At 55.5% G+C, this 25,235-nt stretch carries 26 protein-coding genes and 1 riboswitch; of the genes, 16 read left to right on the top strand and 10 right to left on the bottom strand.

The genetic code is table 11. From position 1 onward, the window contains the following. Positions 1-32: 32 nt before the first annotated feature. The 3 genes from WFK85_RS21695 to bioA all read right to left on the bottom strand — a co-directional run bounded on the left by WFK85_RS21695 (position 33) and on the right by bioA (position 3,136). Positions 33-1,301, bottom strand: coding sequence for a putative acyl-CoA thioester hydrolase (locus tag WFK85_RS21695; RefSeq protein ID WP_008456229.1), 1,269 nt, complete (start codon positions 1,299-1,301; stop codon positions 33-35). Between the two features lie 145 nt (positions 1,302-1,446). Next, positions 1,447-1,686, bottom strand: a complete 240-nt coding sequence (locus WFK85_RS21690) for a hypothetical protein (RefSeq protein ID WP_008456230.1) — start codon at positions 1,684-1,686, stop codon at positions 1,447-1,449. A 163-nt stretch (positions 1,687-1,849) separates the two neighbouring features. Then, entirely contained in the window at positions 1,850-3,136 is a 1,287-nt protein-coding gene (gene bioA, locus WFK85_RS21685) for an adenosylmethionine--8-amino-7-oxononanoate transaminase (protein ID WP_336709361.1), read from the bottom strand. Positions 3,137-3,225: 89 nt separating this feature from the next. Between bioA and bioB the strand changes: the two genes are divergently transcribed. The 6 genes from bioB (at position 3,226) to WFK85_RS21655 (ending at position 7,804) form a co-directional block, all read left to right on the top strand. Beyond that, complete coding sequence (bioB, locus tag WFK85_RS21680; RefSeq protein ID WP_166995334.1) at positions 3,226-4,266, top strand: biotin synthase BioB; 1,041 nt, start codon at positions 3,226-3,228, stop codon at positions 4,264-4,266. After that, positions 4,263-5,414, top strand: coding sequence for an 8-amino-7-oxononanoate synthase (gene bioF, locus WFK85_RS21675; RefSeq protein ID WP_336709363.1), 1,152 nt, complete (start codon positions 4,263-4,265; stop codon positions 5,412-5,414). Before bioB ends, bioF begins: the two co-directional genes overlap by 4 nt. Next, positions 5,398-6,156 carry a malonyl-ACP O-methyltransferase BioC gene (gene bioC / locus WFK85_RS21670; RefSeq protein WP_166875736.1) on the top strand — a complete coding sequence of 253 codons (759 nt, stop codon included), beginning with the start codon at positions 5,398-5,400 and terminating at the stop codon, positions 6,154-6,156. Before bioF ends, bioC begins: the two co-directional genes overlap by 17 nt. Then, a complete protein-coding gene (bioD, locus tag WFK85_RS21665; protein WP_008456251.1) occupies positions 6,149-6,832 on the top strand; it encodes a dethiobiotin synthase in 684 nt (227 codons plus the stop codon). Before bioC ends, bioD begins: the two co-directional genes overlap by 8 nt. Before the next feature lie 177 nt (positions 6,833-7,009). Further along, the gene (locus WFK85_RS21660; protein WP_166995340.1) at positions 7,010-7,270 is read left to right on the top strand and encodes a hypothetical protein; all 261 of its coding nucleotides are present in this window, start codon (positions 7,010-7,012) and stop codon (positions 7,268-7,270) included. 15 nt (positions 7,271-7,285) lie between these two features. Next, positions 7,286-7,804 carry a helix-turn-helix domain-containing protein gene (locus WFK85_RS21655; protein ID WP_166995342.1) on the top strand — a complete coding sequence of 173 codons (519 nt, stop codon included), beginning with the start codon at positions 7,286-7,288 and terminating at the stop codon, positions 7,802-7,804. A gap of 12 nt (positions 7,805-7,816) precedes the next feature. Here WFK85_RS21655 and WFK85_RS21650 read toward each other — a convergent pair whose 3' ends face one another. After that, positions 7,817-8,527, bottom strand: a complete 711-nt coding sequence (locus WFK85_RS21650) for an ABC transporter ATP-binding protein (protein WP_166995344.1) — start codon at positions 8,525-8,527, stop codon at positions 7,817-7,819. Positions 8,528-9,318: 791 nt separating this feature from the next. Here WFK85_RS21650 and uvrB point away from each other — a divergent pair. Beyond that, positions 9,319-11,334, top strand: a complete 2,016-nt coding sequence (gene uvrB, locus WFK85_RS21645; RefSeq protein ID WP_166995346.1) for an excinuclease ABC subunit UvrB — start codon at positions 9,319-9,321, stop codon at positions 11,332-11,334. Positions 11,335-11,344: 10 nt separating this feature from the next. On the opposite strand, the gene yvcK is transcribed toward uvrB, so the two are convergent. Further along, positions 11,345-12,253, bottom strand: a complete 909-nt coding sequence (gene yvcK / locus WFK85_RS21640) for a uridine diphosphate-N-acetylglucosamine-binding protein YvcK (RefSeq protein ID WP_336709366.1) — start codon at positions 12,251-12,253, stop codon at positions 11,345-11,347. Positions 12,254-12,461: 208 nt separating this feature from the next. Next, positions 12,462-12,596, top strand: a riboswitch (molybdenum cofactor riboswitch). On the opposite strand from yvcK, the gene moaA reads away from it, so the two are divergent. The 7 genes from moaA (at position 12,552) to WFK85_RS21605 (ending at position 16,686) form a co-directional block, all read left to right on the top strand. Then, positions 12,552-13,574 (top strand): GTP 3',8-cyclase MoaA, encoded by a 1,023-nt coding sequence (moaA, locus tag WFK85_RS21635; protein WP_166995348.1) that lies wholly within the window; start codon positions 12,552-12,554, stop codon positions 13,572-13,574. Its footprint overlaps the riboswitch before it by 45 nt. A gap of 24 nt (positions 13,575-13,598) precedes the next feature. Then, positions 13,599-14,111: a molybdenum cofactor biosynthesis protein B gene (gene moaB, locus WFK85_RS21630; RefSeq protein ID WP_008456265.1), complete on the top strand. Its 513-nt coding sequence runs from the start codon at positions 13,599-13,601 to the stop codon at positions 14,109-14,111. A gap of 3 nt (positions 14,112-14,114) precedes the next feature. Further along, on the top strand, positions 14,115-14,600 hold the full coding sequence (moaC, locus tag WFK85_RS21625; RefSeq protein ID WP_008456267.1) for a cyclic pyranopterin monophosphate synthase MoaC: 486 nt from the start codon (positions 14,115-14,117) through the stop codon (positions 14,598-14,600). Next, complete coding sequence (moaD, locus tag WFK85_RS21620) at positions 14,593-14,838, top strand: molybdopterin synthase sulfur carrier subunit (RefSeq protein ID WP_008456269.1); 246 nt, start codon at positions 14,593-14,595, stop codon at positions 14,836-14,838. The genes moaC and moaD overlap by 8 nt, the downstream gene beginning before the upstream one ends. Further along, positions 14,839-15,291, top strand: a complete 453-nt coding sequence (gene moaE / locus WFK85_RS21615) for a molybdopterin synthase catalytic subunit MoaE (RefSeq protein ID WP_008456271.1) — start codon at positions 14,839-14,841, stop codon at positions 15,289-15,291. A gap of 90 nt (positions 15,292-15,381) precedes the next feature. Then, entirely contained in the window at positions 15,382-16,092 is a 711-nt protein-coding gene (locus WFK85_RS21610; RefSeq protein WP_008456273.1) for a Bax inhibitor-1/YccA family protein, read from the top strand. A 186-nt stretch (positions 16,093-16,278) separates the two neighbouring features. Continuing rightward, positions 16,279-16,686: a YbhQ family protein gene (locus tag WFK85_RS21605; protein ID WP_008456275.1), complete on the top strand. Its 408-nt coding sequence runs from the start codon at positions 16,279-16,281 to the stop codon at positions 16,684-16,686. On the opposite strand, the gene WFK85_RS21600 is transcribed toward WFK85_RS21605, so the two are convergent. From WFK85_RS21600 to cecR, 5 genes are read right to left on the bottom strand one after another with little or no spacing between them, the layout of a single operon-like run. Continuing rightward, the gene (locus WFK85_RS21600; protein ID WP_166995351.1) at positions 16,648-17,754 is read right to left on the bottom strand and encodes an ABC transporter permease; all 1,107 of its coding nucleotides are present in this window, start codon (positions 17,752-17,754) and stop codon (positions 16,648-16,650) included. The two genes, WFK85_RS21605 and WFK85_RS21600, sit on opposite strands and share 39 nt — an antisense overlap. A gap of 10 nt (positions 17,755-17,764) precedes the next feature. After that, positions 17,765-18,904: an ABC transporter permease gene (locus tag WFK85_RS21595; RefSeq protein WP_166995354.1), complete on the bottom strand. Its 1,140-nt coding sequence runs from the start codon at positions 18,902-18,904 to the stop codon at positions 17,765-17,767. Then, positions 18,891-20,639 carry an ATP-binding cassette domain-containing protein gene (locus WFK85_RS21590; protein WP_166995355.1) on the bottom strand — a complete coding sequence of 583 codons (1,749 nt, stop codon included), beginning with the start codon at positions 20,637-20,639 and terminating at the stop codon, positions 18,891-18,893. Before WFK85_RS21590 ends, WFK85_RS21595 begins: the two co-directional genes overlap by 14 nt. Beyond that, a complete protein-coding gene (gene hlyD, locus WFK85_RS21585) occupies positions 20,626-21,633 on the bottom strand; it encodes a secretion protein HlyD (protein WP_166995356.1) in 1,008 nt (335 codons plus the stop codon). The genes WFK85_RS21590 and hlyD overlap by 14 nt, the downstream gene beginning before the upstream one ends. Further along, positions 21,623-22,318 carry a transcriptional regulator CecR gene (gene cecR / locus WFK85_RS21580; RefSeq protein ID WP_166995357.1) on the bottom strand — a complete coding sequence of 232 codons (696 nt, stop codon included), beginning with the start codon at positions 22,316-22,318 and terminating at the stop codon, positions 21,623-21,625. Before cecR ends, hlyD begins: the two co-directional genes overlap by 11 nt. A gap of 253 nt (positions 22,319-22,571) precedes the next feature. Between cecR and rhlE the strand changes: the two genes are divergently transcribed. Further along, the gene (gene rhlE, locus WFK85_RS21575) at positions 22,572-23,969 is read left to right on the top strand and encodes an ATP-dependent RNA helicase RhlE (protein WP_166995359.1); all 1,398 of its coding nucleotides are present in this window, start codon (positions 22,572-22,574) and stop codon (positions 23,967-23,969) included. A 174-nt stretch (positions 23,970-24,143) separates the two neighbouring features. Beyond that, positions 24,144-25,079: a tRNA dihydrouridine(16) synthase DusC gene (gene dusC, locus WFK85_RS21570; RefSeq protein WP_166995361.1), complete on the top strand. Its 936-nt coding sequence runs from the start codon at positions 24,144-24,146 to the stop codon at positions 25,077-25,079. Positions 25,080-25,235: the final 156 nt, after the last annotated feature.

Raw genomic sequence — 25,235 nt, 5'->3', positions numbered from 1 at the left:
CGCGGCGAGGTTTTTTCTTACTGAGCTAAAAATTACTTCTCTTCGACGACCGGGCTGCCTACACCACGGTTATTGAACTCCCACATGCGGTTGAAGCTCGGGTCATTCAGATCGCGTTTGATCGCGCCTTTATCGTCTTTGGTGCCAATGTTGCCCGCGAACGGACGCTTGGACTCCAGCGCATCACCCCACGGTTTAGCCGTGTTGAAACCTTCGTTGATCACGCTGTCGCGGATTACAACCTGGCCATTTGCGGCCTGGCCTAAATCCCATGAGCGACCCAACTGAGCGTCACCGGCTGCGGTGAAGCGGCTGTTGATTGCCAGGAAGCCGTAGTAGATGTTTGGCAGCGTGGCTGGTGCGAACACGGAACCTTCTTTGGTGCGGCTGTTCACCAGGCGGAAATCAGTGTTATCAAACACCACGGCACCGCGGCCTGCGACCACATCCACATCACCTTCAATGTAGCTGTTGGTTACCAGCGTACGCGGCTGACGATTGGTCAACATGCGGTTCTGAACATCGCTGTTGGTGACGAAGAAGGTGTTCTGGCGGCCCAGCAGGTGAACGTTATTCAGCTGTACTTTATCGCCATCGCTGCGCAGCGCCACGGCCTGGTGATTGCCGGCGTCCACGCTGTCACCCAGGGTGTTCTGGATGGTCAGGTTCTGGAGCTGCAGGCCATTATTCTGTGACCAAACGGCAGCGGAACACATCACGCCCACGGTCGCGCCGCGGCGGCTCTGGCAGTTATCGAACATGTACCAGGCGGGTTTCCCTGGCATGTATTTCCCGCCCGGGTTAACGGTGCGACGCCAGGTTGTCGGGTCGATTTCAGAGTCCAGCGTCAGGCCGATTTTGACATCATCTGCGTTGCCGGAAGTGCCGTACAGCGTCACGCTACCGGAAGCTGCAGGAATATACACCGTACCTTCATATTGACCCGGCATGATGGCGATATACAGGCGAGAGCTGCTGTGCTTGATAATAGCCGCGTCCACCGCGGCCTGGACTGATGTGTGAGTGACGCCAGGCGTACCGGCAGGGCCAACCACGAAATCAGGCTGCTGAGGCGTGCGAATCGAGGACGGCGTCCACGGGGCTTCATTTGGGTTCATCGCGGTGAAGTAGCGCGCTGCCACAAAATTCTGTGCTTCGTCAGCCGCCAGGATCGGGCGGGACTGGGTTCCCGGCGCCACCTGAGTAGACGGTTTGTCCTGGGGTGGGGTTGAGCTACATGCACTCAGCGCCACGGCGAAAGCCAGGGCTGCGGCGCGACGAGAAACCGATAATGTGTTCAAGGTTGCTCCTTGCTGTACGGTGGAATAGAGGGTTATTTCAAAACCTGCTTTTTATACTAAGTTGAGCGAAACGGGAAGCCGATTTGTGCAAATCGGCTTCAGAAAGGGGGGAGAGGGTATTTTTCGGCGATGAAAAAGCGATTTGTTATTCTTTTTCTACTTCGTACTGACCGTTTTTTTTGCGAATAATATATTTGTGGTCATCATCGCAGGAGACGGTAAGTGAACCTCCGAATGCGGCGGGGTACACGCTGTTCACGGTATCGCACTGATAACCCGCCTGGCGAATCACTGACTGTGTCTCCGCCTTTAGCTGGGGCGAGCCGGTATCGGCCAGGGCGCTGCCTGCCATCAGGCAGAAGCTGAGTACAACGGTTCTCTTCATTTCTGTCTCTCTGTGATGTGAATCTGGTGAAAGGTTAATCGGCAGCGAGACGGGAAGGGATTAATAACTTAACTGGATTTATTTGAGTAAATTCATTCCAGAAATCGATTAGCGGAAGGGCAGACCAGGCCGGCAAGCGATACCGACCCGGTTGAAACAGAAACTAGTGGAAAAACTCAGGATTTTTTACCGCCTGCGCGACGGCCACAATTAATTTATCCAGCTGTTCAGGGCCGATGATATAAGGCGGCATCAGGTAGATCAGGCGGCCAAACGGCCGGATCCACACGCCCTGTTCGACAAAGAAACGCTGCAAAGCGGCCATATCTACAGGCCGGCGTGTTTCCACCACGCCAATAGCACCCAGTACGCGCACGTCGGCTACGTTTTCGTTCGCCGTCAGCGGCAGCAAACCTTCCCGAAGCTGCTGCTCAATCGCCAGAACCTGCTGCTGCCAGTCTCCTTCCGCCAGGAGCGCCAGGCTTTCACTGGCAACCGCGCAGGCGAGCGGGTTCCCCATAAAAGTAGGGCCGTGCATAAAGCAGCCGGCTTCACCGTCGCTGATGGTTTCTGCGACATGGCGGGTGGCAAGTGTTGCGGAGAGCGTCATTGTGCCGCCGGTTAGCGCTTTGCCGAGACACATAATATCCGGTGAAATATCCGCGTGGTCGCAGGCAAACAGTTTCCCGGTGCGGCCAAAACCTGTCGCGATCTCGTCGGCGATCAGCAGAATCCCCTCCCGGTCGCACATGCGGCGGAGGCGGCGCAGCCATTCAGGGTGGTAAAAACGCATGCCCCCCGCGCCCTGGACGACAGGCTCCAGAATAACGGCGGCAATCTCTTCGCGATGAGCAGCCATCAGGCGGGCAAACGGCACGATATCCATCTCGTTCCATTCATCACCAAAGCCGCACTGCGGAGCAGGGGCAAAAAGATGCTCAGGCAAATAGCCCTGCCACAGGCTGTGCATCGAGTTATCAGGATCGCAGACTGACATCGCACCAAACGTATCGCCGTGATAGCCATTGCGGAAGGTCAGAAAACGCTGGCGAGGCTGTCCCCTGGCGTGCCAGTACTGCAGCGCCATTTTCATGGCGACCTCAACGGCGACGGAACCGGAGTCCGCCAGAAACACACATTCCAGCGGGGCAGGTGTCATCGCGACCAGCTTGCGGCACAGCTCAACGGCAGGTGGGTGCGTAATACCGCCGAACATCACGTGTGACATGCTATCAATCTGGCGCTTCATGGCCTGATTCAGTCGCGGGTGGTTGTAGCCATGAATAGCCGCCCACCAGGAGGACATGCCGTCGACGAGCATGCGTCCGTCAGCCAGCTGCAGCTCACAGCCCGCCGCGGCCACAACGGGATAAACCGGGAGCGGCTGGCTCATCGAGGTGTACGGGTGCCAGATATGTCGCTGGTCGAACGCTAAATCATCAGGGGTCATAGGGTGACTTGTAAACCATTTGAAAAACATTTAGGTTTACGAGTATAACGTCAATCGAATTCCCATAACACCCCTTTTGGAGAGGCCCCATGGCTCACCACGCACGCTGGACAATGTCGCAGGTCACTGCTTTATTTCAAAAACCTTTGTTGGATCTGTTGTTTGAAGCGCAGCAGACGCATCGCCAGCATTTCGATCCCCGACAGGTACAGGTCAGCACCTTGCTGTCTATAAAAACCGGTGCTTGCCCGGAAGACTGTAAATATTGCCCACAAAGCGCCAGATATAAAACAGGCCTGGAGTCTGAACGCCTGATGGAAGTTGAGCAGGTGCTGGACTCCGCCCGCAAGGCTAAAAACGCAGGTTCGACACGTTTTTGTATGGGGGCCGCCTGGAAGAACCCGCATGAGCGCGATATGCCTTACCTTGAGCAGATGGTGCAGGGCGTTCGCGCTATGGGGCTGGAAACCTGTATGACGCTCGGTACGCTAACCAATGAACAGGCGCAGCGCCTGGCCTCCGCTGGGCTGGACTATTACAACCACAATCTGGACACCTCCCCGGAATTTTACGGCAACATCATCACAACCCGAACCTATCAGGAACGTCTGGACACGCTGGATAAAGTTCGTGATGCAGGGATCAAAGTTTGCTCCGGTGGGATTGTCGGCCTGGGTGAAACCGTCACCGACCGCGCCGGACTGCTGCTGCAATTAGCGAATTTGCCAATGCCACCAGAAAGCGTCCCTATCAACATGCTGGTGAAAGTGAAAGGCACGCCTCTGGCGGATAACGAAGACGTGGATGCCTTTGATTTTATTCGTACCATCGCGGTGGCCCGCATCATGATGCCAACCTCCTACGTGCGCCTTTCCGCAGGCCGCGAGCAGATGAGCGAGCAGACGCAGGCAATGTGTTTTATGGCCGGTGCAAACTCTATTTTCTACGGCTGCAAACTGCTGACGACGCCGAACCCAGAAGAGGACAAAGATCTGCAGCTGTTCCGCAAGCTGGGGCTTAATCCGCAGCAAACCACCACCGAAATGGGTGACAACGAACAGCAGGAGCAGCTCGCCGGGCAGATCCTGAACGCCGATACCGACAATTACTACAACGCGGCGGCGGTATGAGCTGGTCACAGCGAATCTCCGGGGCTTTAAGCGAACGGCGGACCAGCGCCAGCCTTCGCACCCGACAGGCCAATACGCTCGGTAACGGGCGTATTTTTTCGGCCAACGGTCGGGAATATTTGAATTTTTCCAGCAACGATTATCTGGGACTGAGTCATCACCCGCAGATTACGGAGGCCTGGCAAAAAGGCGCGACGCAGTTCGGCGTTGGCAGCGGCGGGTCTGGTCACGTCACGGGGTATAGCCGTGCACATCAGGCGTTTGAGGAACAACTGGCGGATTGGCTCGGCTTTGAGCGAGCGCTGTTGTTTATCTCCGGCTACAGCGCAAACCAGGCGGTGATCTCCGCGCTGGCGCAAAAAACGGACACGTTTATCGCCGATAAACTTTGCCATGCCTCAATGATGGAAGCGGCGATGCAAAGTCCGGCTCAGCTACGCAGATTTCATCACAACGACGTTCAGGCCCTTGCCACGCAGCTCGGTAAACCGCATGAAGGTGAACGGCTTGTCCTGACCGAAGGCATATTCAGCATGGACGGGGACAGCGCGCCGCTGGCTGAAATAGCACAGGCAACAAGACAAGCAGACGGTTGGTTAATGGTCGACGACGCGCACGGTATTGGTGTCCTCGGCAAAGAGGGGCGTGGCAGTTGCTATCGGCAAAAAATCAAACCGGATATTCTTGTCGTCACCTTTGGCAAAGCGTTTGGCGGCAGCGGTGCGGCGGTATTGTGCGACGAAGACGTTGCAACTTACCTGCTGCAGTTTGCCCGCCACTTGATATACAGCACCGCGATGCCACCGGCGCAGGCCGTGTCGCTTCAGGCCGCGTTAAAGGTGGTTCAGCATGGAGATGAGTACAGAGCAAGGCTTGCTGAAAATATTCTGCGTTTTCGGCAGGGTGCTGCCCGACTCTCGCTGAATCTGGCGGATTCAGGTAGCGCGATACAACCTCTGATTGTGGGGGAGAATCAGCGCACGCTGGATCTCGCCTCCCGCCTGAAAGAGCGGGGCTTCTGGTTAACAGCCATTCGCCCGCCTACCGTTCCCCCCGGCAGCGCCCGCCTGCGCATCACCCTTACGGCAGCGCATACTTCTGGCGACATAGACGCATTGCTGGAGGCGCTTTATGACGCAGCTTGTTGATAAAGCCGCCGTCGCCGCAGCGTTTAGCCGGGCGGCAGGCAGCTACGAGCGTTTCGCCGAGCTGCAGCGTATCTGCGGTGATAACCTGCTGGCCGAGCTGGAAAACCGCCGTGCCGTAAGCGTGCTGGATGCAGGCTGCGGTACCGGCTGGTACAGCCGAATTTGGCGGGACAAAGGAAGCGAAGTGCTGGCGCTGGACATCTCGAAAGCGATGCTTGAGCGGTGCCAGCAAACCCAGTCGGCGCATCGCTTTCTTGAGGGGGATATCGAGTCTATTCCGCTGGCGGATGACCAGGTGGATCTGGCCTGGAGTAATCTTGCCGTTCAGTGGTGCAGCGATCTGCAGCAAGGCTTATCCGAGCTTTATCGCGTGACGAAACCGGGTGGATGCATTGCGTTCAGCACGCTTGCGGCAGGTTCACTGCCTGAACTGCACGAGGCCTGGCGCGGGGTAGACGAACGGGCGCATGCCAACCAGTTTTTATCCCTGGCCGAAATTGACCAGGCGTGTCGCCCATGGCGTTACGTATTAACCAGCCGCACCGTCAGCCAGCGTTTTCCTGACGTCATGAGCGCCATGCGTTCGCTAAAAGGCGTTGGGGCAACACACCTGCACGATGGCCGCAAAAACACTCTGCTGACGCGTGGGCAACTGCAGCGGCTCAGCGAAGCGTGGCCCCGGCAAGACGGGCAGTTCTCTCTTAGCTGGCAGATAATTTTTGGAGTAATTGAACGTGATTAAAAAATGGTTTGTGACCGGCACCGACACTGAAGTTGGGAAGACCATCGCCAGCTGCGCGCTGCTTCAGGCGGCGAATACCGCGGGGTATCGCTCTGTGGGCTATAAGCCTGTGGCCTCTGGCAGTGAAATGACCCCTGAAGGCATTCGCAACAGTGATGCGTTAGCGCTGCAGCGCAATAGTTCGGTTAAATTGCCGTATGAGGAGATCAATCCGTTGGCTTTTCTTGAGCCGACCTCCCCGCACATCATTAGTGCTGAAGAGCAGCGCCCCATTACTTTTTCTGCTATGTCTGAAGGTCTAAAGAATCTTACCGGAAAAGCCGACTGGGTTCAGGTTGAAGGGGCTGGAGGCTGGTTTACCCCGCTGTCTGACACCACGACATTTGCCGAATGGGCCATCAGCGAGCAACTGCCGGTTATTTTAGTGGTGGGCGTGAAACTTGGCTGCATTAATCATGCAATGCTCACGGTACAGGCGGTGCTGGCCGCTGGTTTACCGCTGGCGGGCTGGGTAGCAAACGGTGTTCAACCCGCAGGAAAAAGGCATGCGGAATATCTTGCCACGCTCAAACAGCGGCTGCCGGCCCCGCTGTTGGGGGAAATTCCCTGGCTTAAGGGGATCAGCGATCAAACCGAGCTTGGTCACTACCTCGATCTCTCCGTTATTACGATCTAAGCCGCAAGGCGACTGCAACAAAAGCCAGGCCCGCAGCAAAGCCTCGGGCTGGCTCCCGCTTTAACCTTTTCCCCACAGACAAAGATTCATTCCAGGCTGCAACGTCTATAGAGTATTTCATACTTTGAGTTGTCATATGACAACCTTTTATGAGATGCTTTTTTAGCCGGAGGAGATATGGCCAGAAAACGGCACCCGCAAAAAGAGATAGAGGCGGCATTAAGCTACGCAGAATGCCAGGGTTGGCGGGTCAAAGAGGGCGGTTCGCATTGCTGGGGAAAAATGTATTGCCCCTGGAACGATAAAACATGCCGGTGCGGCGAGTTTTGTATCAGCTGTGTCTGGAGCACGCCTCGCGACGCAGAGAACCATGCCAGACAAATTCGCAGGCTTGTGGATGGATGCGCCAATAGGGCATCACGTAGCGTCCTGCATTAACAAGGAGAAGGCTCCATGGCGGAATACACGTTCACGCTTGTTTTTACTCTACCAGAAGGGAAAAAAGATCCGGAGAAGTGGATTGCTGCGCTGGGCGCAGGAGGGTGTGATGATGCCCTCGTTGGCATCGGTGTGACGGGGCGTATTGCTCTGAATTTCATCCGCGAGGCCGACACAGCAGAAGAAGCCTTACTGAGCGCGCTGAAGGACGTTTCAGGCATTATTCAAGGCGCGTTATTGGTTGAAGCTGCCCCTGATTTAGTGGGATTGAGTGACGTAGCGGAACTGCTAGGCGTATCCCGGCAGTATATTCGCAAAGTTATGGTTTCCCGGGAGGCGTTTCCAGCGCCGGTACATGACGGGAAAACTGCACTATGGAATCTCGACGCGGTTTTACGCTGGATGAACAGCTCTGGCGTGAAGTCCATACCTTCGCCTTTGCTGGATATCGCGAAAGTGACGCGGCAGTGCAACCTGCATCGGGCGATGACGGAGCTCAACCCGGTTTTTCAGGAAAAATTGAAAAATTTGTAGTAGAGACTGCGTTCAGGGATCTAACCAGCCCGCCACGAGCTTGTCGTCCAACTGGGAGACATTCCCTTGCGCGACATTTCGGCCTTTATGCAACAGGCAAAACTTGTCTGCAACCCGGCGTATAAAAGTCAGCCGCTGTTCGACCAGTAAAATGGTCAGGCCGAAGTCGCGGTTTAAGCGCCGGATGAGGTTGCCCATTTCTGTGATAAAGCGGTGCCCTCCGCCGAGAGTGGGTTCATCCAGTATCAGCAGTCTGGGCTCTAAAACCAGTGCCCGGGCAAGCGCTAACTGTTGCTGCATATCCCCGCTAAGTTCGCCGCTTTTTACCTGCCGAAGGCTATAGAGCTCGGGAAAAAGGTCATCAATCAGCGCAGGAATGACCCGGGGTCGATGATGTCCCGCCATCATCGCTATCTGAAGATTTTCCTCAACGCTAAGCTGGGAGAAGATGCGCCTGTCCTGGGGAACGTAGCCGATTCCAAGCGCAGTTCTGCGCTCCACGGGTTTATTCACCAGGTCTTCAGGCGGCTGTCCCGCCTGTTGCCACAGCATACTGCCGCTTTGTACTGGCAAATAGCCGGTAATGCAGTTTACGAGCGTGGTTTTGCCCTGCCCTGGCGCGCCAAGCACGCAGGTGCATTCTCCCGGGGTCAGCTCGAGGTCGAGGTTCCACAGTATGTGGTGGTCACCGTAAAACTGATTAACAGCACGTAAGCTAAGCATGGCTCATCTCCTGGGTTGGGGAGTCGTTTCCCTCCTGGATATGCTGCAATTAGCTTGCCAGCTTGGTGATAATGCCTGAAAGCATCACGCTATTCAGGATAAAACTGAGTATCGGTTTCCTGAAAGGATAAAGCTGATGCGCAAGATGAGATCTCGCTGCACTCGACGGGTGCTAAAAAGTACGAATTTGGTGCAATAAAATGCCTTTTAACCTCAGGATATATCTCGATTTCGGGATCTTGCTCAATATGGCCGGGTATAGCGAAATCGAATGAATAAAAGCAAAAAAATTAGCGAAATTTTTTTTTCGCCCCTGGCACAGGAAGATCAGGGATTTTTCCGAGTGGCTAAGCAAAAGGGCTTGCTGCAGTTATCCACCATTCCTGTGGATAACCTTGTGCATTAGAGTTAGAAAACTTGACGAAAGCGAGAGCGGGCGCGGCCTGCGGCCAAATTGGCGCGAAACCGGTCTTTGTGAAATATTCATTTGAATTCAAGTTGTTAAATAAAAGCAACAGTTGCAATAAAACTGTCAAACATTCGGCCCGAGGTATCCTTACCTCCCTTGACAAATGTTAAAAGGCGAAAAAATTTGGGGATAACCGGTCGTGGCTGGAGATTTATCTGGTGAAGGGGCAAATTCTGGGCAAACAAAGTGGCAAAAAGCAGTCGTTAGCAGGCGTAGTAAAAATGAGAACTGGTGTTTTATACAGTTTTTATACTGGCAAAAATCCTGCTGCCGGGTAAAATTACTCTCCGGCCCGCTCGTTTCTTCATCAGGTAGCCCGTTCATGAGTAAAGCGTTCAAACTGAATTCCGCATTTAAACCTTCTGGCGACCAGCCTGAAGCAATCCTTCGCCTGAAAGACGGGCTTGAAAACGGGCTGGCGCACCAGACGCTGCTGGGCGTAACGGGATCGGGTAAAACCTTCACGGTAGCAAACGTGATAGCCGACCTTCAGCGCCCCACGATGGTACTGGCGCCAAATAAAACGCTGGCGGCGCAGCTTTACGGTGAAATGAAAGAGTTCTTCCCGGACAACGCCGTTGAGTTTTTTGTCTCTTACTACGATTACTATCAGCCTGAAGCTTATGTGCCAAGCTCGGACACCTTCATTGAAAAAGATGCGTCGGTGAACGAACACATTGAGCAGATGCGTCTGTCGGCGACCAAAGCGTTGCTTGAGCGGCGGGACGTCATCGTGGTGGCATCCGTGTCGGCGATCTACGGTCTGGGTGACCCGGACCTGTACCTGAAGATGATGCTTCACCTGACGAAGGGTATGATCATCGATCAGCGGGCGATCCTGCGCCGTCTTACGGAGTTACAATACACCCGCAACGATCAGGCATTCCAGCGCGGTACGTTCCGCGTAAGAGGGGAGGTGGTCGATATCTTCCCGGCTGAATCAGACGATCTTGCGCTGCGTGTAGAGTTGTTCGACGAAGAGGTTGAGAGGCTGTCGCTGTTCGATCCACTGACCGGGCAAATCGATCAAACTATTCAGCGTTTTACTATTTACCCTAAATCGCACTACGTTACGCCGCGCGAGCGTATTGTGCAGGCGATGGAAGATATCAAAGTTGAGCTGGCCGAGCGCCGCAAGTTCCTGCTGGAAAATAATAAACTGCTGGAAGAGCAGCGTATTGCCCAGCGTACCCAGTTTGATCTCGAGATGATGAACGAGCTGGGTTATTGTTCGGGCATTGAAAACTACTCGCGCTTCCTCTCCGGGCGAGGGCCTGGCGAACCGCCCCCAACGCTTTTTGACTATCTTCCGGCAGATGGCCTGCTGGTGGTGGATGAATCCCACGTCACCATTCCGCAAATTGGCGGCATGTATCGCGGCGACCGCGCCCGTAAAGAAACGCTGGTGGAATATGGCTTCCGCCTGCCGTCGGCGCTGGACAACCGACCGTTAAAATTTGAAGAGTTTGAAGCCCTGGCCCCGCAGACCATCTACGTTTCAGCGACGCCGGGCAACTATGAGCTGGAAAAATCTGGCGAGGACATCGTTGACCAGGTTGTTCGTCCTACGGGGCTGCTCGATCCGGTGATTGAAGTGCGTCCGGTGGCAACGCAGGTAGACGATTTGCTTTCTGAAATTCGTAAACGTGTGGCCATCAATGAACGCGTGCTGGTGACGACATTAACCAAGCGGATGGCGGAAGACTTGACCGAATATTTAGAGGAGCATGGTGAACGCGTACGCTACCTGCACTCGGATATCGACACCGTGGAACGCATGGAGATTATCCGTGATTTGCGCCTCGGTGAATTTGACGTTCTGGTGGGGATCAACCTGCTGCGAGAAGGTCTTGATATGCCGGAAGTGTCGCTGGTTGCCATTCTGGATGCGGACAAAGAAGGTTTTCTGCGTTCCGAGCGCTCGCTTATTCAGACCATCGGCCGTGCGGCGCGTAACGTTAACGGTAAGGCGATTCTCTACGGCGATAAAATCACGCCGTCAATGGCCAAAGCGATTGGTGAAACCGAACGCCGCCGTGAGAAGCAGCAGCGCTACAACGAAGAAAATGGCATTACGCCGCAGGGCCTGAACAAACGAGTCGTGGACGTTCTGCAGCTTGGCGAAGGCATGGCGAAGACCAAAGGGCGGGTTAAAACCAAAGCACGTAGCGTGATTGAAGATGATGAAGTTGTGCTGACGCCGAAAGCGCTGCAGCAGAAAATTCATCAGCTTGAAGCGAATATGCTGGAACACGCGCAAAATCTGGAGTTTGAAGAAGCGGCGCAGATTCGCGACCAGCTTCACAAGCTGCGCGAACTCTTTATCGCCGCCTCATAAGCGGCGAGGTTTACCCGAGCTGCTGCACGGCCTGTTCGAGGGCCGCCCGCAGCAGCTGGCGGTCGTGGCGATACCGAATGTCACTGGCTTCCAGCGGCTGTTGAATAACCAACCTGTCGCCCACTTCGCTGGCGTCAACGTGTGGGCCAACCAGCACGGCATCGATAACGCGTTTTCCGATATGCTGTTCCATCAACTCAAGCTTTTGGCGCAGGGAAAGGCTGGCTGCGGCAGGGCTTAGCTCTTTGCCCAGGTTGCCGATATACACCATCGGCGCTGGCGTGCGGCGCAGCGCCTGATCCATCTCTTCAAGCAGCAAAATCGGCATCAGGCTGGTGTAAAAGCTGCCGGGGCCAATCAAAATTAAATCGGCTTCAGCGATGGCTTCTAAGGCTTCACGCGTGGCCGGGACTTTCGGGTAGACCGCCAGATCCTGCGGTGGATTGAGCAACTGGTCGATACTCACTTCGCCATACACGGCGTTGCCCTGGTCGTCGGTAGCCATTAAATCGACCGGATGCTCCGACATCGGAATCAGCTGCGCATCGACCTTTAGCAGGTTGCGAATTAAATTGATTGCCTCCAGCGGGCGCACGCTGAGGTGATCCAGCGCCTTTAACATTAGATTTCCGAGGTTATGGCCTGAAAGTTCGCCGTTACCGCCAAAACGATACTCAAACATTGTTGATGCCACGCTTGGTTCAGTGATCAGCTGATTCAGGCAGTTGCGCATATCTCCCCAGGCAATCCCGCCCTCAGAGCGTCGAATACGTCCGGTTGAGCCGCCGTTGTCGGTGGTGGTGACGATGCCGGTTAAACGTGAGCCGAGGGATGAAAGGGATGACATGACGCGACCCAGGCCGTGCCCACCGCCCAGCGCGACAACCCGATCAAGATCTGCAAGCGTGCGATTACGCATAGAAAAGATAATCCTTAAGAGGCATACAGGCGCTTAAGGTAGCGTAAAAGCGCCAAAAAGACGATTCTTGCTCTGTGGATAATGATACATATCAAAGTAAAAGTTAGCTTTTTAAGTACTCTGTAGCGAAATTAAGCAATTATCTCGTTATGTATAGATTTATATAGCGAAAACTGATATAGCGCGAAGCCAGATGTCGCGCTACTATCGCAGTAACACACACTCAAGCCATGGTACCTAAGTCACAAGATAAGGTGCCCTGGCCGCAGCCCCTGAGGTTGCCAGGGTGCAGGAAGAAATGACTGCATCTCCCGTATTTGGAAAGGTGTATTCAGTGTCCCAGCTTACCGATGCTTTTGCGCGTAAGTTCTATTACTTGCGCTTATCAATTACCGACGTCTGCAACTTTCGCTGCAGCTATTGCCTGCCCGACGGCTATAAGCCGCACGGCGTGGCCAATAAAAGCTTCCTCAACGTCGATGAAATCCGTCGCGTTACCCGGGCTTTTGCTGCTCTGGGTACCGAAAAGGTGCGCCTGACGGGCGGGGAACCTTCTTTGCGCCGCGACTTTACCGAAATCATCGCCGCGGTGCGTGAAAACACGTCTATTCGCCAGCTTGCGGTGACGACCAACGGCTATCGCCTGGCCCGGGATGTTAACGCCTGGCGTGATGCGGGGCTGACTGCCCTGAACGTTAGCGTCGACAGCCTGGACGCTCGTCAGTTTCATGCCATTACCGGCCAGGATAAATTTCGGCAGGTGATGGATGGCATTGACGCGGCTTTCAACGCGGGGTTTGAGCGAGTAAAAGTGAACACCGTGCTGATGCGCGACGTAAACCACAATCAGCTCGAGACCTTCCTTGCCTGGATCAAACCGCGCCCCATCCAGCTCCGCTTTATTGAGCTGATGGAAACCGGAGACGGCGGCTCGCTTTTCCGCAAACACCATATTTCCGGTAAAACCATTCGCGACCAGCTGCTTGAGCGAGGCTGGGTTCACCAATTGCGTCAGCGCAGCGATGGTCCTGCCCAGGTGTTCTGCCATCCCGACTACAAAGGCGAAATCGGGCTCATCATGCCGTATGAGAAAGATTTCTGTGCCAGCTGCAACCGGCTGCGAGTTTCGTCCGTCGGTAACCTGCACCTCTGCCTGTTTGGCGAGCAGGGAATTGCGCTGCGGGATCTGTTGGCGGATGACGCCCAGCAAAGCGAACTGGAGGGACGTATCTCTTCTGCGCTGGCGCAGAAAAAGCAAACCCATTTCCTGCATGACGGTAACACCGGCATCACCCAAAATCTGTCGTATATCGGCGGCTAGAGCCTGCCCACAAGGAGAATATCGATGAGTCAGGTAAGCGCAGAGTTTATCCCGGCACGTATTGCTATTTTGACGGTGTCCAGCCGTCGTGGTGAAGATGACGACACTTCGGGTCATTATCTGAGTGAAGTCGCCACGGAAGCGGGGCATCAGGTGGTAGACAAAGCTATCGTCAAAGAAAACCGTTATGCCATCCGGGCCGCAGTTTCGCAGTGGATTGCCGATGAGCAGGTTCAGGTGGTGTTGATCAACGGCGGCACCGGGTTTACCGACGGAGACCAGACGCCGGAGGCGCTTCTCCCGCTGTTTGACCGGGAAGTTGAAGGTTTCGGCGAGCTGTTTCGTATGCTCTCCTTTGAAGAGATTGGCACCTCTACGCTGCAGTCACGCGCCGTTGCGGGCATGGCGAACAAAACGCTGATTTTCGCCATGCCGGGCTCAACGAAGGCCTGCCGAACCGCCTGGGAAAATATCATTCAGCCTCAACTGGATGCCCGTCAGCGCCCGTGCAATTTCCACCCACATATTAAGAAGTAAGTTATGTCGCATTTGACCCATATTAACGCCGCCGGGGAAGCACATATGGTGGACGTGTCCGCCAAGGCTGAGACGGTTCGTGAGGCCCGCGCCGAAGCGTTTGTGACCATGCAGCCGGCAACGCTGGCGATGATTGTTGACGGCAGCCACCACAAAGGTGACGTTTTTGCCACCGCACGTATCGCGGGGATCCAGGCCGCTAAACGCACCTGGGAACTGATTCCGCTGTGCCATCCGCTTTTACTGAGCAAAGTAGAAGTGCAGCTTGAGGCTCAGACTGAGCAAAACCGAGTTCGCATCGAGTCCGTGTGCCGCCTGACGGGAAAAACCGGCGTAGAAATGGAGGCATTAACTGCGGCCTCCGTCGCCGCGTTGACCATTTATGACATGTGCAAAGCCGTACAAAAAGACATGGTCATCGGCCCTGTCCGTCTGCTGGAAAAGAGCGGCGGAAAATCCGGCGATTTCAAGGTGGCAAACGATGCTTAATGTTCTGTTTTTTGCCCAGGTACGCGAACTGGTCGGCTGCGACAGCCTGGCGCTGGATGAAGCCTACGGCGATGTGGAGCAACTGCGTGCGGCATTGGCCGACAGAGGCAGCCGGTGGGCGCTGGCGCTGGAGTCCGGCAAGCTGCTGGCCGCGGTCAATCAAACGCTGGTGAGCTTTGATCATCCGCTGGCGAAGGGCGACGAAGTGGCCTTTTTCCCACCGGTGACCGGAGGTTAAGTGGACAGCACCCGTATTATTGTTGGCCGCGAGAATTTCAACGTCGGCGAAGAGTATCAGTGGCTTTCTCAGTGCGATGAAGACGGTGCGGTCGTGACCTTCACCGGTAAAGTTCGCAATCACAACCTTGGCGACAGCGTCAGCGCCCTGACGCTTGAACATTATCCGGGCATGACCGAAAAAGCGCTGGCTGAAATTGTCGCCGAGGCCAGAAGCCGCTGGCCGCTGCAGCGCGTGACGGTGATTCACCGCATCGGCGAACTGTGGCCAGGCGATGAAATTGTCTTTGTCGGCGTGACGGGCGCGCACCGCAGCTCAGCGTTTGAAGCCGCCCAGTTCATCATGGATTACCTGAAAACTCGCGCCCCGTTCTGGAAACGTGAAGCGACCGCCGAAGGCGACCGCTGGGTCGAAGCCCGGGACAGCGATAAGCAGGCGGCTAAACGCTGGTAGGCTACGCGGTCTGCGGGATGTGTTAATCTTAAAGCGGGTGAGCCAAACAGCTCGCGTCAGAAGTTTAATTCACAACACAGAGGAAGCATCATGGACCGATTCCCGCGTCCCAATGAGACTATCGTGCAGCGTGCCAATACGGGCCTTCAGACCTTTATGGCGCAAGTTTACGGCTGGATGACCTGCGGTCTACTTTTAACCGCCTTTATCGCGTGGTACGCGGCGAATACCCCGGCGGTGATGGAGTTTGTCTTCTCCAGTAAAATCACTTTCTTTGGTCTGATCATCGTTCAACTGGGGCTGGTCTTTGTGCTCTCCGGCATGGTGCACAAGCTGAGCGCTGGCGTGGCGACGTCGCTGTTTATGCTTTACTCGGCGCTGACCGGGTTGACCATGGCGAGCATTTTCCTGGTTTATACCTATTCGTCCATCGCCAGCACATTTGTGGTGGCAGGCGGGATGTTTGGTGCCATGAGCCTCTATGGCTATACCACCAAACGTGACCTGAGCGGCTTCGGCAACATGCTTTTTATGGCGCTGATCGGGATTGTACTGGCTTCGCTGGTTAATTTCTGGCTGAAAAGCGATGCGCTCATGTGGGCCATCACCTACATCGGCGTGGTGGTTTTTGTGGGCCTGACCGCATACGACACGCAGAAACTGAAAAACATCGGCGAGCAAATTGATACCCGCGATGCACAAATGCTGCGTAAATACTCAATTCTGGGTGCCCTGACGCTGTATCTGGACTTCATCAACCTGTTCCTGATGCTGCTGCGTATCTTCGGTAACCGCCGCTAATCTACGCATTCCCTCCCCTTCGCGGGGAGGGAGTTTTCCCCGCAGTTTTGCTTTTCCTCGCGCGACTTTTACCTGCCTGAACGGAAATAAATTGCAATATCTGTCACAAAAAGGGGGCGTATTGAGGAAATTTCCGTACACTTGCGTACTCTGATTAACAGGAAGAAATACTCCAGGAGATAAAGCATGAAGTGGCAACAACGTGTAAGAGTGAGAACCGGACTGGGTTGCTGGCAGATTATGCTGCATCTTGCGGTGGTCGCTGCGCTGCTCGTTGGCTGGAAAACCGCGACCCTGATCCCCGTGGGCGTAGGGCTGTGCCTGCTTTATGTCGCCACCGTGGTGCTGATGTTTATCTTCCAGCGTTTTCACACCGGTTTGCTGCGCGATATCGGTGATTTTCTTGAAGAGCTGACTACTACATGGTATTTCGGCAACGCAATGATTGCGCTGTGGCTACTGTCTCGAGTGGTACAGAGTCACCTTCTTCTGGCGCTCGCCGGCCTGGCAATGCTCGCCGGGCCAGCTATCTTCTCTCTGCTCGCGAAAGACAAATCACGCAATCTTACGCCTAAACATCCAGTACGCCGCTGAACCCGTCGTGGCCGCAATCACCAGCAGCGGCCACAAACTCTGCCAGACAATCCCAAAGCTCGCATCCTTCAGGTAAATCTGCTTGGTGATATCGGTAAAATGACGAATCGGGTTTATCCACGTCAAATCCTGCAGCCACACCGGCATGTTTTCCACCGGTGAGACATAGCCGGAGAGCAGGATCGCCGGCATCATAAAGACAAACACGCCAATAAACGCCTGCTGCTGGGTTGAGCAGAGGGCGGAAATCAGCAGCCCGAACCCCACCAGCGACAGCCCGTAGATAATCATCGTGAAGTAAAACAGCAGCAGCGAGCCGGAGAAGGGGATGTGGTAGCCCCAAATTCCTACCGCCAGCACAATGGTGGCCTGCACCAACGCGACAATCTGCGCGGGAACCGCTTTGCCAATAAAGATTTGCCAGGTGGCCAGGGGAGAAACCAACAGCTGATCGAGCGTGCCTTGCTCGCGTTCCCGGGCCACGGAGAGGGACGTTACAATCATCACGCCGATGGTGGTAATCATCGCAATCAGCGACGGCACCACAAACCATTTGTAATCGAGGTTAGGGTTATACCAGTTGCGAATAGTCAGCTCGCTGTTGTTGGGTTTAGGCAGGCCGGTCATCAGCTCTTGCTGATAGTTATTGACGATTTGCTGGAGGTAATTCGCGGCAATCTGCGCGCTGTTTGAGTTACGCCCGTCGAGCAGAATCTGCAGCCTCGCCGGATTCTGACTGGCAATATCGCGCGAGAAATTTGCCGGGAAACGAATCAGCAGCAGGGCTTTTTGGTTGTCTATCGTCGGCTGTATTTCCTGCGGGCTTTTCAGCAGCAGCACGTGGCTGAAGGCGCTGGCACGGGCAAAGCGCTGGGTCAGCTCAATCGAATGGTTACCGTTGTCTTCGTTATAAATAGCGATGGTGGCATTGGTGACCTCAAGCGTGGCGGCAAACGGGAACAAAAGCACCTGCAGCAGCACCGGCAAAATCAGGATGGCGCGGGTCTGCGGCTCGCGTAGCAGCGACTGCAGCTCTTTGCGAATCAACGTCCATAAACGATAAAACATGCTTCCTCCCTTAATCGAGCCGACGTTTGGTTTTCAGCGCCGTCAGGCCGATAAACATCACCGCCGAGGCAATCAAAAACAGCATGTTGACGATCAACACCGAGGTGATATTCCCCGCCAGGAACAGGCTTTGCAGGGTGCTGACGAAGTAGCGCGCCGGGATGACGTAGGTCACCGCCCGGATAATCGCCGGCATACTGTCTATCTGGAAAATAAAGCCGGACAGCATGATGGACGGTAAAAATGCGGCGTTCAGCGCGACCTGCGCGGCGTTAAACTGGTTGCGTGTAATGGTGGAGATCAGCAGCCCCATGCCCAGCGTGCTAAGTAAAAACAGGCTGCTGATCAGAAACAGCAGTAACAGCGAGCCGCGCCACGGTACGCCTAGAATAAACACCGTCACCAGCATACAAAGCAGCATGGCTAGCATCCCCAAAACATAATAGGGCACCAGCTTGCAGAGCAGCAGTTCGGTCTTCGTCACCTGCGTGGAAAGCAGAGCCTCCATGGTGCCGCGCTCCCATTCCCGGGCCACGACCAGAGAGGTCAGGATAGCGCCAATGACCGTCATGATGATGGTCACCGCGCCGGGAATTATAAAGTGCTGGCTGATGGCAGCGGGGTTAAACCAATAGCGCAGCTGCACTTCGATTAAGGGCTCAAAGTGCTCCCCGCGATCTTCCGCCCGCTGTTGCTGCCAAAGCTGCCAGATCCCCTGCATATAGCCCTGAACAAAGTTAGCCGTATTGGGCTCGCTGCCGTCGGTGATCACCTGAATCGGGGCCGTTGCGCCGGGGCGGGCCATGTTCTGCGCAAAATCGGGCGGAATCGTCACCATGCCGCGAATTTTCCCGGCCTGCATGAGCTGAATCAGCTGCTCGCGGTTATCGCTGATGGTGGGCTCAATAAACGGCGAGGCGCTAATGGCGTGGGTGAAATCCAGCGCGTCTTCGCTCTGCTGCTCGATCAGCACGCCGACGTGGAGGCGGCTGGAATCGAGATTAATGCCGTAGCCGAAGATAAACAGCAGCAGAAGCGGGATAACTACGGCGATTAACCAACTGCTGGGGTCGCGCACGATTTGCCGGGTTTCTTTCACGCACAGGGCGCGGACGCGGCGCCACGATATCCTTTGGCTATGTTCGCTCATCGCTGTGCTCCTTATCCCACTCGTGAATCAGCCCGATAAACGCCTGCTCCATGGTGGGGTCGGGCGTGTCGTCATCCGCTATCTGCTGTTTTAGGTCGTCCGGCGTGCCGCTGGCAATCAGCTTGCCTCGGTAGACCAGCCCGATGCGGTCGCAGTATTCGGCCTCATCCATAAAGTGAGTGGTCACCATCACCGTCACGCCTTTCTCTACCATGCTGTTGATATGCAGCCAGAACTCGCGGCGGGTAATGGGATCCACGCCGGATGTCGGTTCGTCGAGAAACAGAATATCCGGTTCGTGCATCAGCGAGCAGGCAAGCGCCAGCCGCTGCTTAAAACCCAGAGGCAGAGAATCTGTCGTGCTATTGGCGATAGGCTGCAGCGCAAATGCCTCGCTCATGCGGGCAATTTTGTCCTGCTGAACGCGCCCGCGAAGGCCATAAACACCGGAGAAGAAACGGAGATTTTGTGCCACGGTCAGGTTGCCATAGAGGGAGAATTTTTGCGCCATGTAGCCCAGGTGCTGGCGTGCTTTGCCGGAGCTGGTTTTCAAATCCATGTCCAGCACCAGTGCTTTGCCCGAAGTGGGGACTAACAAACCACACATCATCTTGAAGGTGGTGGACTTGCCGGCGCCGTTAGGGCCAAGCAGCCCGAAGATTTCACCGCGCTTAACGGCAAAGTTAACGTGGTCGGTGGCGGCAAAGTCGCCGAATTTTTTGGTTAGCTCTTCGGCCTGAATCACCGTCTCACCTGACTTGCCGTCAACGGTATGAAGAATATCGCCCAGCGGCGATTCGTTCGCGGCGGCGCCACCCAGTAAATCAATAAACGCGTCTTCAAAACGCGGGTCAGTTTCTTTCAGGCTGGATTCGGGCACGTGCAGGGCATTTGCCAGATCGTTCACTTTTGCCTCTTTGGCAAGGATCAGCCGCACAGAGCGCCCCTGAATCACGCCGTCGCTGACCTGCGGCAGCTTCAGCGCGCGCTGAAGTAGCTGGCGATTATTCTCCTGATCGTGGCTGACCAGTAGTGAACGCCCGGCCATCTTCTGCGTCAGCGCTTTCGGCGCACCGTGATAAAGCAGCTCGCCTTCGTTCATCAGCAGGATTTCTCGGCACTGCTCGGCCTCATCGAGATACGATGTGCTCCAGAGGATCAGCATGCCTTCGCCCGCCAGCTCGTGCACCATTTGCCACAGTTCACGCCGGGATATGGGGTCTACGCCTACGCCAGGTTCATCCAGCAAAAGGACTTTCGGCTGGCCGACGAGCGTACAGGCGAGACCAAGCTTTTGCTTCATCCCGCCTGAGAGTTTGCCCGCCAGCCGCTCGGTAAACGGCCCGAGAGAGGTGAATTCCAGCAGTCGGGCAAAGGTGCTTTTACGCTGCTCCCCGGTCACGCCGCGCAGGTCGGCATAAAGCTTCAGGTTTTCCATTACCGTCAAATCTTCGTACAGGCCAAATTTCTGCGGCATGTAGCCCAGTTCAGCGTGCAAAGCGCGATCGTCTTCAATCGGGTCGAGGCCGATCACCGAGGCTGCGCCTTCGCTTGGCTGCAGCAATCCAGCCAGCATCCTCATGAGCGTGGTTTTCCCCGCGCCGTCCGGGCCGACCAGGCCGGTGACTGCCCCGGCATGAATTTCGCAATCCAAGCTGGCGACGGCCGGTTTTTCAAGGCCAGGGAAACGCTTCACCAGCCCCTGCAGATGAATGACCGCGTCATTGCTGCTCATGCTGAGTTCCACCGTTGAATTTCACCGTAACGGGCATGCCCTGACGCAGTGCGTCATCTGCATCGGTCACGATAATGCGTAAGCGGTAGACTAAATCCGTGCGCAAATCGGGAGTTTCAACCGTTTTTGGCGTGAATTCCGCCGTTGGAGACACAAATCCCACTTTGCCATGGTATGGCTTGTCCGGGCGGCCATCGGTGTAAATCAGCAGTTCGCTGCCGGGTTTGGCCTGCCCGAGGTTGGTTTCGTCGATATAGGCGCGAACCCACACCGGGCGAGTGAGCGACAGGGTGAGTACCGTGCTGCCTGCGTTAAGCATGCTGCCGGGTTCAACGGCACGGGTCAGCAACGTGCCGTCAGAAGGCGCAATCAGAGTGGTGTCCTGCAGATCTAGCTGCGACTGAGCCAGCTGTGCTTTGGCTTGCTGAAGGCTGGCCTGCGCCTGAGCGATTTCCTGCGGGCGGTTGCCGCTGCGGTACTGACTGAGCTTATCCTTGGCCGCTTTCAGCGTGGCTTTTGCCTGGTCGCTGGACGAGCGGGCGTTGGCTAAATCATTCGCCGAGATGGTTTTGGTCGCCCACAACCCCTGCTGGCGCTGGTAGAAGTTTTGCGCGTAATCATAGGCCGCCTGCGCCTGGTTAACCTGCGCTGCAGCCTGGGCTATTTCTTCGTCACGGTAGCCCGCAATAATCAAATCGTACTTAGCCTGGGCGGCCGCAACGTTGGCTTCGGCCTGGCGCAAAGCGTTTTCATACGGTGCTTTATCTATCAGCCCCAGCGGTTCACCGGTTTTGATTGCATCGCCTTCATCTACCTCAAGCGCCGCGAGTCGCCCTCCCACGCGGAAGCTAAGGTTAACGGTGCGGATATCCACGTTGCCGTAAAGCGTTAGCTCGCTGTTTTGCTGGCTCTGATACCATTTCCAGCCGCCAAACGCCGCGGCCACGAGCACTAGAATCACAATGACGGCAATCACCGGCTTCTTATTGTTCATCACAAGCTTTTCCTCTGTTTACGGATAATCCCTGCAGGATGAAATCAACGTGGCTCAGCACCACGCGGCTTATTTGCTGCACTTTGGCCTGGTCAAACTGAGGCCAGCCGGTGCGCAACAGAATCGTTTCTCGCCCAAGCCGGAAGGCCAGCACCTGGCCGAGCAGCGTGTGGGTATGCAAAATAGTGTCGGTATCAAAAGGATCTCGCCCGGTGTAATGCGCCACCAGCGTGGTCAGCAGAGTGTGCATCGGGTCGATAACCTGCTGGTGAATAAGCTGATAAGCGGCGGTCGGGGAAAGCTGCTCGCGGGAGATAAATTTGCTCAGGTTGAGCGTGTCGTCGGCGGTCAGCAGGGCGATCATTTGCCCGAGCGCGGTATGAATAAGATGCCGTATTTTCTCTTTGTCCGGTTCGGGCTGGCAAAGAAGGGCTTCTGCGTGGGCAACATGCTCGTGAAAGTTACCGCTGATGAAATCGGCAATCCACTGAGCGGAAGCCATATACAGCGCTTCTTTGGAGCCAAAGTAGTAGGTGATCGCGGCAATATTTTGCCCAGCCTGGGCGGCGATATCTCGCGTGGTGGCATGCATGCCATATTCAGCGAATTGCGCGATGGCGGCGGTGATGAGCGTATTTTTAGCCTGCTCTCCGCGGCTGGTGACCGGCGTCGGCGAAGGTGTCATACCGACCTCTTAGAATGTTAATCAATCGATTGATTAAGAGTAAGCAAAGTTATCAACCCTGTCCAGTACAAGGCTTTATTCTGCTTGCGGAGAGGAAAATGAGAATTTATGCGGAAGATCACAAAAACTGCTACACTGCACGCGAACGGCGCCGTGGTTTGCGCCTCCTCTCTTCGCCAGCTTAGCGCTGGCGCGTGATGTTCCCCCTGGAAACTACACCGCACAATGCGGTCAGGGCGGTTCTGGAGTTCCTATGTCTTTTGATTCTCTCGGCCTGAATGCCGATATTTTGCGTGCGGTGGAAGAGCAGGGCTATCGTGAGCCTACCCCAATTCAGCGCCAGGCAATCCCGGTAGTCTTATCAGGCCGTGACCTGATGGCCAGTGCCCAAACCGGCACCGGCAAAACCGCAGGCTTTACCCTGCCGCTGTTACAGCGTCTGACCGACAGCGCGCCTCACCTGAAGGGCCGTCGCCCGGTGCGTGCGCTGATCCTCACCCCAACCCGCGAACTGGCGGCGCAGATTGGTGAGAACGTCCGCGACTACAGCAAATATTTAAATATCCGCTCGCTGGTTGTCTTTGGCGGCGTGAGCATTAACCCGCAGATGATGAAGCTGCGCGGCGGCGTGGATGTGCTGGTAGCAACCCCAGGCCGTCTGCTGGATCTTGAGCATCAGAATGCGGTGAAACTCGATCAGATCGAGATTCTGGTGCTGGACGAAGCCGACCGCATGCTGGATATGGGCTTCATTCATGACATTCGTCGCGTGCTGGCTAAACTGCCTGCACGCCGCCAGAACCTGCTGTTCTCCGCAACCTTCTCCGACGACATTAAAGCGCTGGCTGAGAAGCTGCTGCACAACCCGGAAGAAGTGGAAGTGGCTCGCCGCAACACGGCGTCTGAGCAGGTCACGCAGCACGTTCACTTTGTGGACAAAAAGCGCAAGCGGGAACTGCTGTCGCAGATGATTGGCGAAGGCAACTGGCAGCAAGTTCTGGTGTTCACCCGCACCAAACACGGCGCTAACCATCTGGCAGAGCAGCTGCAAAAAGACGGTATCACCGCGGCGGCAATCCACGGCAACAAGAGCCAGGGCGCTCGTACACGCGCGCTGGCGGACTTCAAAAGCGGTGGTATTCGCGTGCTGGTGGCGACTGATATCGCGGCTCGCGGCCTGGACATTGAAGAACTGCCGCACGTTGTTAACTATGAGTTGCCGAACGTGCCGGAAGACTACGTGCACCGTATTGGCCGTACCGGTCGTGCGGCAGCCACCGGTGAAGCACTTTCTCTGGTGTGCGTGGACGAGCATAAGCTGCTGCGCGACATCGAGCGTCTGCTGAAGCGCGAGATCCCACGTATCGCATTGCCAGGTTTTGATGTTGATCCATCCATTCCGGCCGAGCCAATCGTCAACGGTCGTCAGCAGCGTGGCGGCGGTGGTCGTGGCGGCCAGGGCGGTCGCGGTGGTCAAAGCCAGGGTCAGGGCCAGCGTCGCAGTGGCAACGGCGGAAACGCGAATGCTTCCGGTGAGCGTAACAACGGCCCGCGTCGCAGCGGTAAACCGCAGGGCGAAGGTGCTGCGAAGCCGGCAGGGGATAATACCCGTCGCCGTCGCCCACCGCGTAAACCAGCGGCAGCGCAGTAAGTTTCATACCCTCACCCTAACCCTCTCCCTTAAAGGGAGAGGGGATTAAAGCCCCCCGCATTTCTTCTGCTTCTTTGAAGGTGGGAACTAGCGGAATCCCAGGTTTTCCGCCTCTCCCCTCTCGGGAGAGAGTCGGGGCGAGGGGAAAACTCCACACATATTATCGGATGCGTCATGCGTGTTCTTCTTGCCCCGATGGAAGGCGTTCTCGACTCGTTAGTTCGCGAACTTCTTACCGAGGTTAACGACTACGATCTCTGTATCACCGAATTTCTTCGCGTGGTCGATCAGCTGTTGCCGGTTAAATCTTTCCTCAAACTTTGCCCCGAACTCGATCACGCCAGCCGCACGCCATCCGGTACGCTGGTTCGCGTCCAGCTTCTTGGGCAATACCCGCAGTGGCTGGCTGAGAACGCAGCTCGTGCGGTCGAACTCGGCTCCTGGGGCGTGGACTTAAACTGCGGCTGTCCGTCAAAGCTGGTTAACGGCAGCGGCGGCGGGGCGACTTTGCTCAAAGATCCCGAGCTCATTTACCGCGGCGCGAAAGCCATGCGTGAGGCTGTGCCAGCGCATTTGCCGGTTACGGTAAAAATTCGCCTCGGCTGGGACAGCGGTGCGCGTCAGTTTGAAATTGCTGATGCCGTGCAGCAGGCGGGGGCGACAGAGCTGGTGGTTCACGGACGTACTAAAGAAGACGGCTACAAAGCTGAGCTGATCAACTGGGGTGCCATCGGTGAGATTCGTCAGCGGCTGTCGATCCCGGTCATCGCTAACGGCGAAATCTGGGACTGGCAAAGCGCACAGGATTGCCTTGCGGCTACGGGATGTGATTCGGTGATGATTGGGCGCGGGGCGCTGAATGTGCCAAACCTGAGCCGGGTTATCAAATACAACGAAGCGCGAATGCCGTGGGCCGAGGTTGTTACGCTGTTGCAAAAATACAGCCGTCTCGAAAAGCAGGGCGATACCGGGCTGTATCACGTGGCAAGGATTAAACAGTGGCTTGGTTATTTGCGTAAAGAATACGCCGAAGCAACGGAGCTGTTTACCCTCATTCGCACGTTAAAAACGTCCGGTGAAATCGCCAATGTTATTGGCGCGTTAAAATAATTTCTTTTAGATAACCCGTTAATTGAACTTTTAATTGGCGGGCATTTTCTCTAAATTAATTTATCTTCTTTCATTATTTCCTGAATAGAGTTCACAAAATTTCATTTTTATTTTATTTAGTGCTGGAGCTGGTTTCAGCATGATGCCACTATAGCC

This window comes from Cedecea sp. VD22 (assembly GCF_037150195.1).
In the GTDB taxonomy this organism is placed as follows: Bacteria; Pseudomonadota; Gammaproteobacteria; order Enterobacterales; family Enterobacteriaceae; genus Cedecea.
Note: the sequence above shows the minus strand (reverse complement) of the source record. Positions and strands in the feature narration are given on the sequence as shown.

What these genes read in the sequence shown, in the direction of transcription:
- WFK85_RS21690 (WP_008456230.1), bottom strand. Translation starts at nt 1,686, where the DNA reads ATGAAGAGAACCGTTGTACTCAGCTTCTGCCTGATGGCAGGCAGCGCC.
- bioA (WP_336709361.1), bottom strand. Translation starts at nt 3,136, where the DNA reads ATGACCCCTGATGATTTAGCGTTCGACCAGCGACATATCTGGCACCCG.
- bioB (WP_166995334.1), top strand. Translation starts at nt 3,226, where the DNA reads ATGGCTCACCACGCACGCTGGACAATGTCGCAGGTCACTGCTTTATTT.
- bioF (WP_336709363.1), top strand. Translation starts at nt 4,263, where the DNA reads ATGAGCTGGTCACAGCGAATCTCCGGGGCTTTAAGCGAACGGCGGACC.
- bioC (WP_166875736.1), top strand. Translation starts at nt 5,398, where the DNA reads ATGACGCAGCTTGTTGATAAAGCCGCCGTCGCCGCAGCGTTTAGCCGG.
- WFK85_RS21660 (WP_166995340.1), top strand. Translation starts at nt 7,010, where the DNA reads ATGGCCAGAAAACGGCACCCGCAAAAAGAGATAGAGGCGGCATTAAGC.
- WFK85_RS21655 (WP_166995342.1), top strand. Translation starts at nt 7,286, where the DNA reads ATGGCGGAATACACGTTCACGCTTGTTTTTACTCTACCAGAAGGGAAA.
- WFK85_RS21650 (WP_166995344.1), bottom strand. Translation starts at nt 8,527, where the DNA reads ATGCTTAGCTTACGTGCTGTTAATCAGTTTTACGGTGACCACCACATA.
- uvrB (WP_166995346.1), top strand. Translation starts at nt 9,319, where the DNA reads ATGAGTAAAGCGTTCAAACTGAATTCCGCATTTAAACCTTCTGGCGAC.
- yvcK (WP_336709366.1), bottom strand. Translation starts at nt 12,253, where the DNA reads ATGCGTAATCGCACGCTTGCAGATCTTGATCGGGTTGTCGCGCTGGGC.
- moaA (WP_166995348.1), top strand. Translation starts at nt 12,552, where the DNA reads ATGACTGCATCTCCCGTATTTGGAAAGGTGTATTCAGTGTCCCAGCTT.
- moaB (WP_008456265.1), top strand. Translation starts at nt 13,599, where the DNA reads ATGAGTCAGGTAAGCGCAGAGTTTATCCCGGCACGTATTGCTATTTTG.
- moaC (WP_008456267.1), top strand. Translation starts at nt 14,115, where the DNA reads ATGTCGCATTTGACCCATATTAACGCCGCCGGGGAAGCACATATGGTG.
- moaD (WP_008456269.1), top strand. Translation starts at nt 14,593, where the DNA reads ATGCTTAATGTTCTGTTTTTTGCCCAGGTACGCGAACTGGTCGGCTGC.
- WFK85_RS21610 (WP_008456273.1), top strand. Translation starts at nt 15,382, where the DNA reads ATGGACCGATTCCCGCGTCCCAATGAGACTATCGTGCAGCGTGCCAAT.
- WFK85_RS21605 (WP_008456275.1), top strand. Translation starts at nt 16,279, where the DNA reads ATGAAGTGGCAACAACGTGTAAGAGTGAGAACCGGACTGGGTTGCTGG.
- WFK85_RS21600 (WP_166995351.1), bottom strand. Translation starts at nt 17,754, where the DNA reads ATGTTTTATCGTTTATGGACGTTGATTCGCAAAGAGCTGCAGTCGCTG.
- WFK85_RS21595 (WP_166995354.1), bottom strand. Translation starts at nt 18,904, where the DNA reads ATGAGCGAACATAGCCAAAGGATATCGTGGCGCCGCGTCCGCGCCCTG.
- WFK85_RS21590 (WP_166995355.1), bottom strand. Translation starts at nt 20,639, where the DNA reads ATGAGCAGCAATGACGCGGTCATTCATCTGCAGGGGCTGGTGAAGCGT.
- hlyD (WP_166995356.1), bottom strand. Translation starts at nt 21,633, where the DNA reads ATGAACAATAAGAAGCCGGTGATTGCCGTCATTGTGATTCTAGTGCTC.
- cecR (WP_166995357.1), bottom strand. Translation starts at nt 22,318, where the DNA reads ATGACACCTTCGCCGACGCCGGTCACCAGCCGCGGAGAGCAGGCTAAA.
- rhlE (WP_166995359.1), top strand. Translation starts at nt 22,572, where the DNA reads ATGTCTTTTGATTCTCTCGGCCTGAATGCCGATATTTTGCGTGCGGTG.
- dusC (WP_166995361.1), top strand. Translation starts at nt 24,144, where the DNA reads ATGCGTGTTCTTCTTGCCCCGATGGAAGGCGTTCTCGACTCGTTAGTT.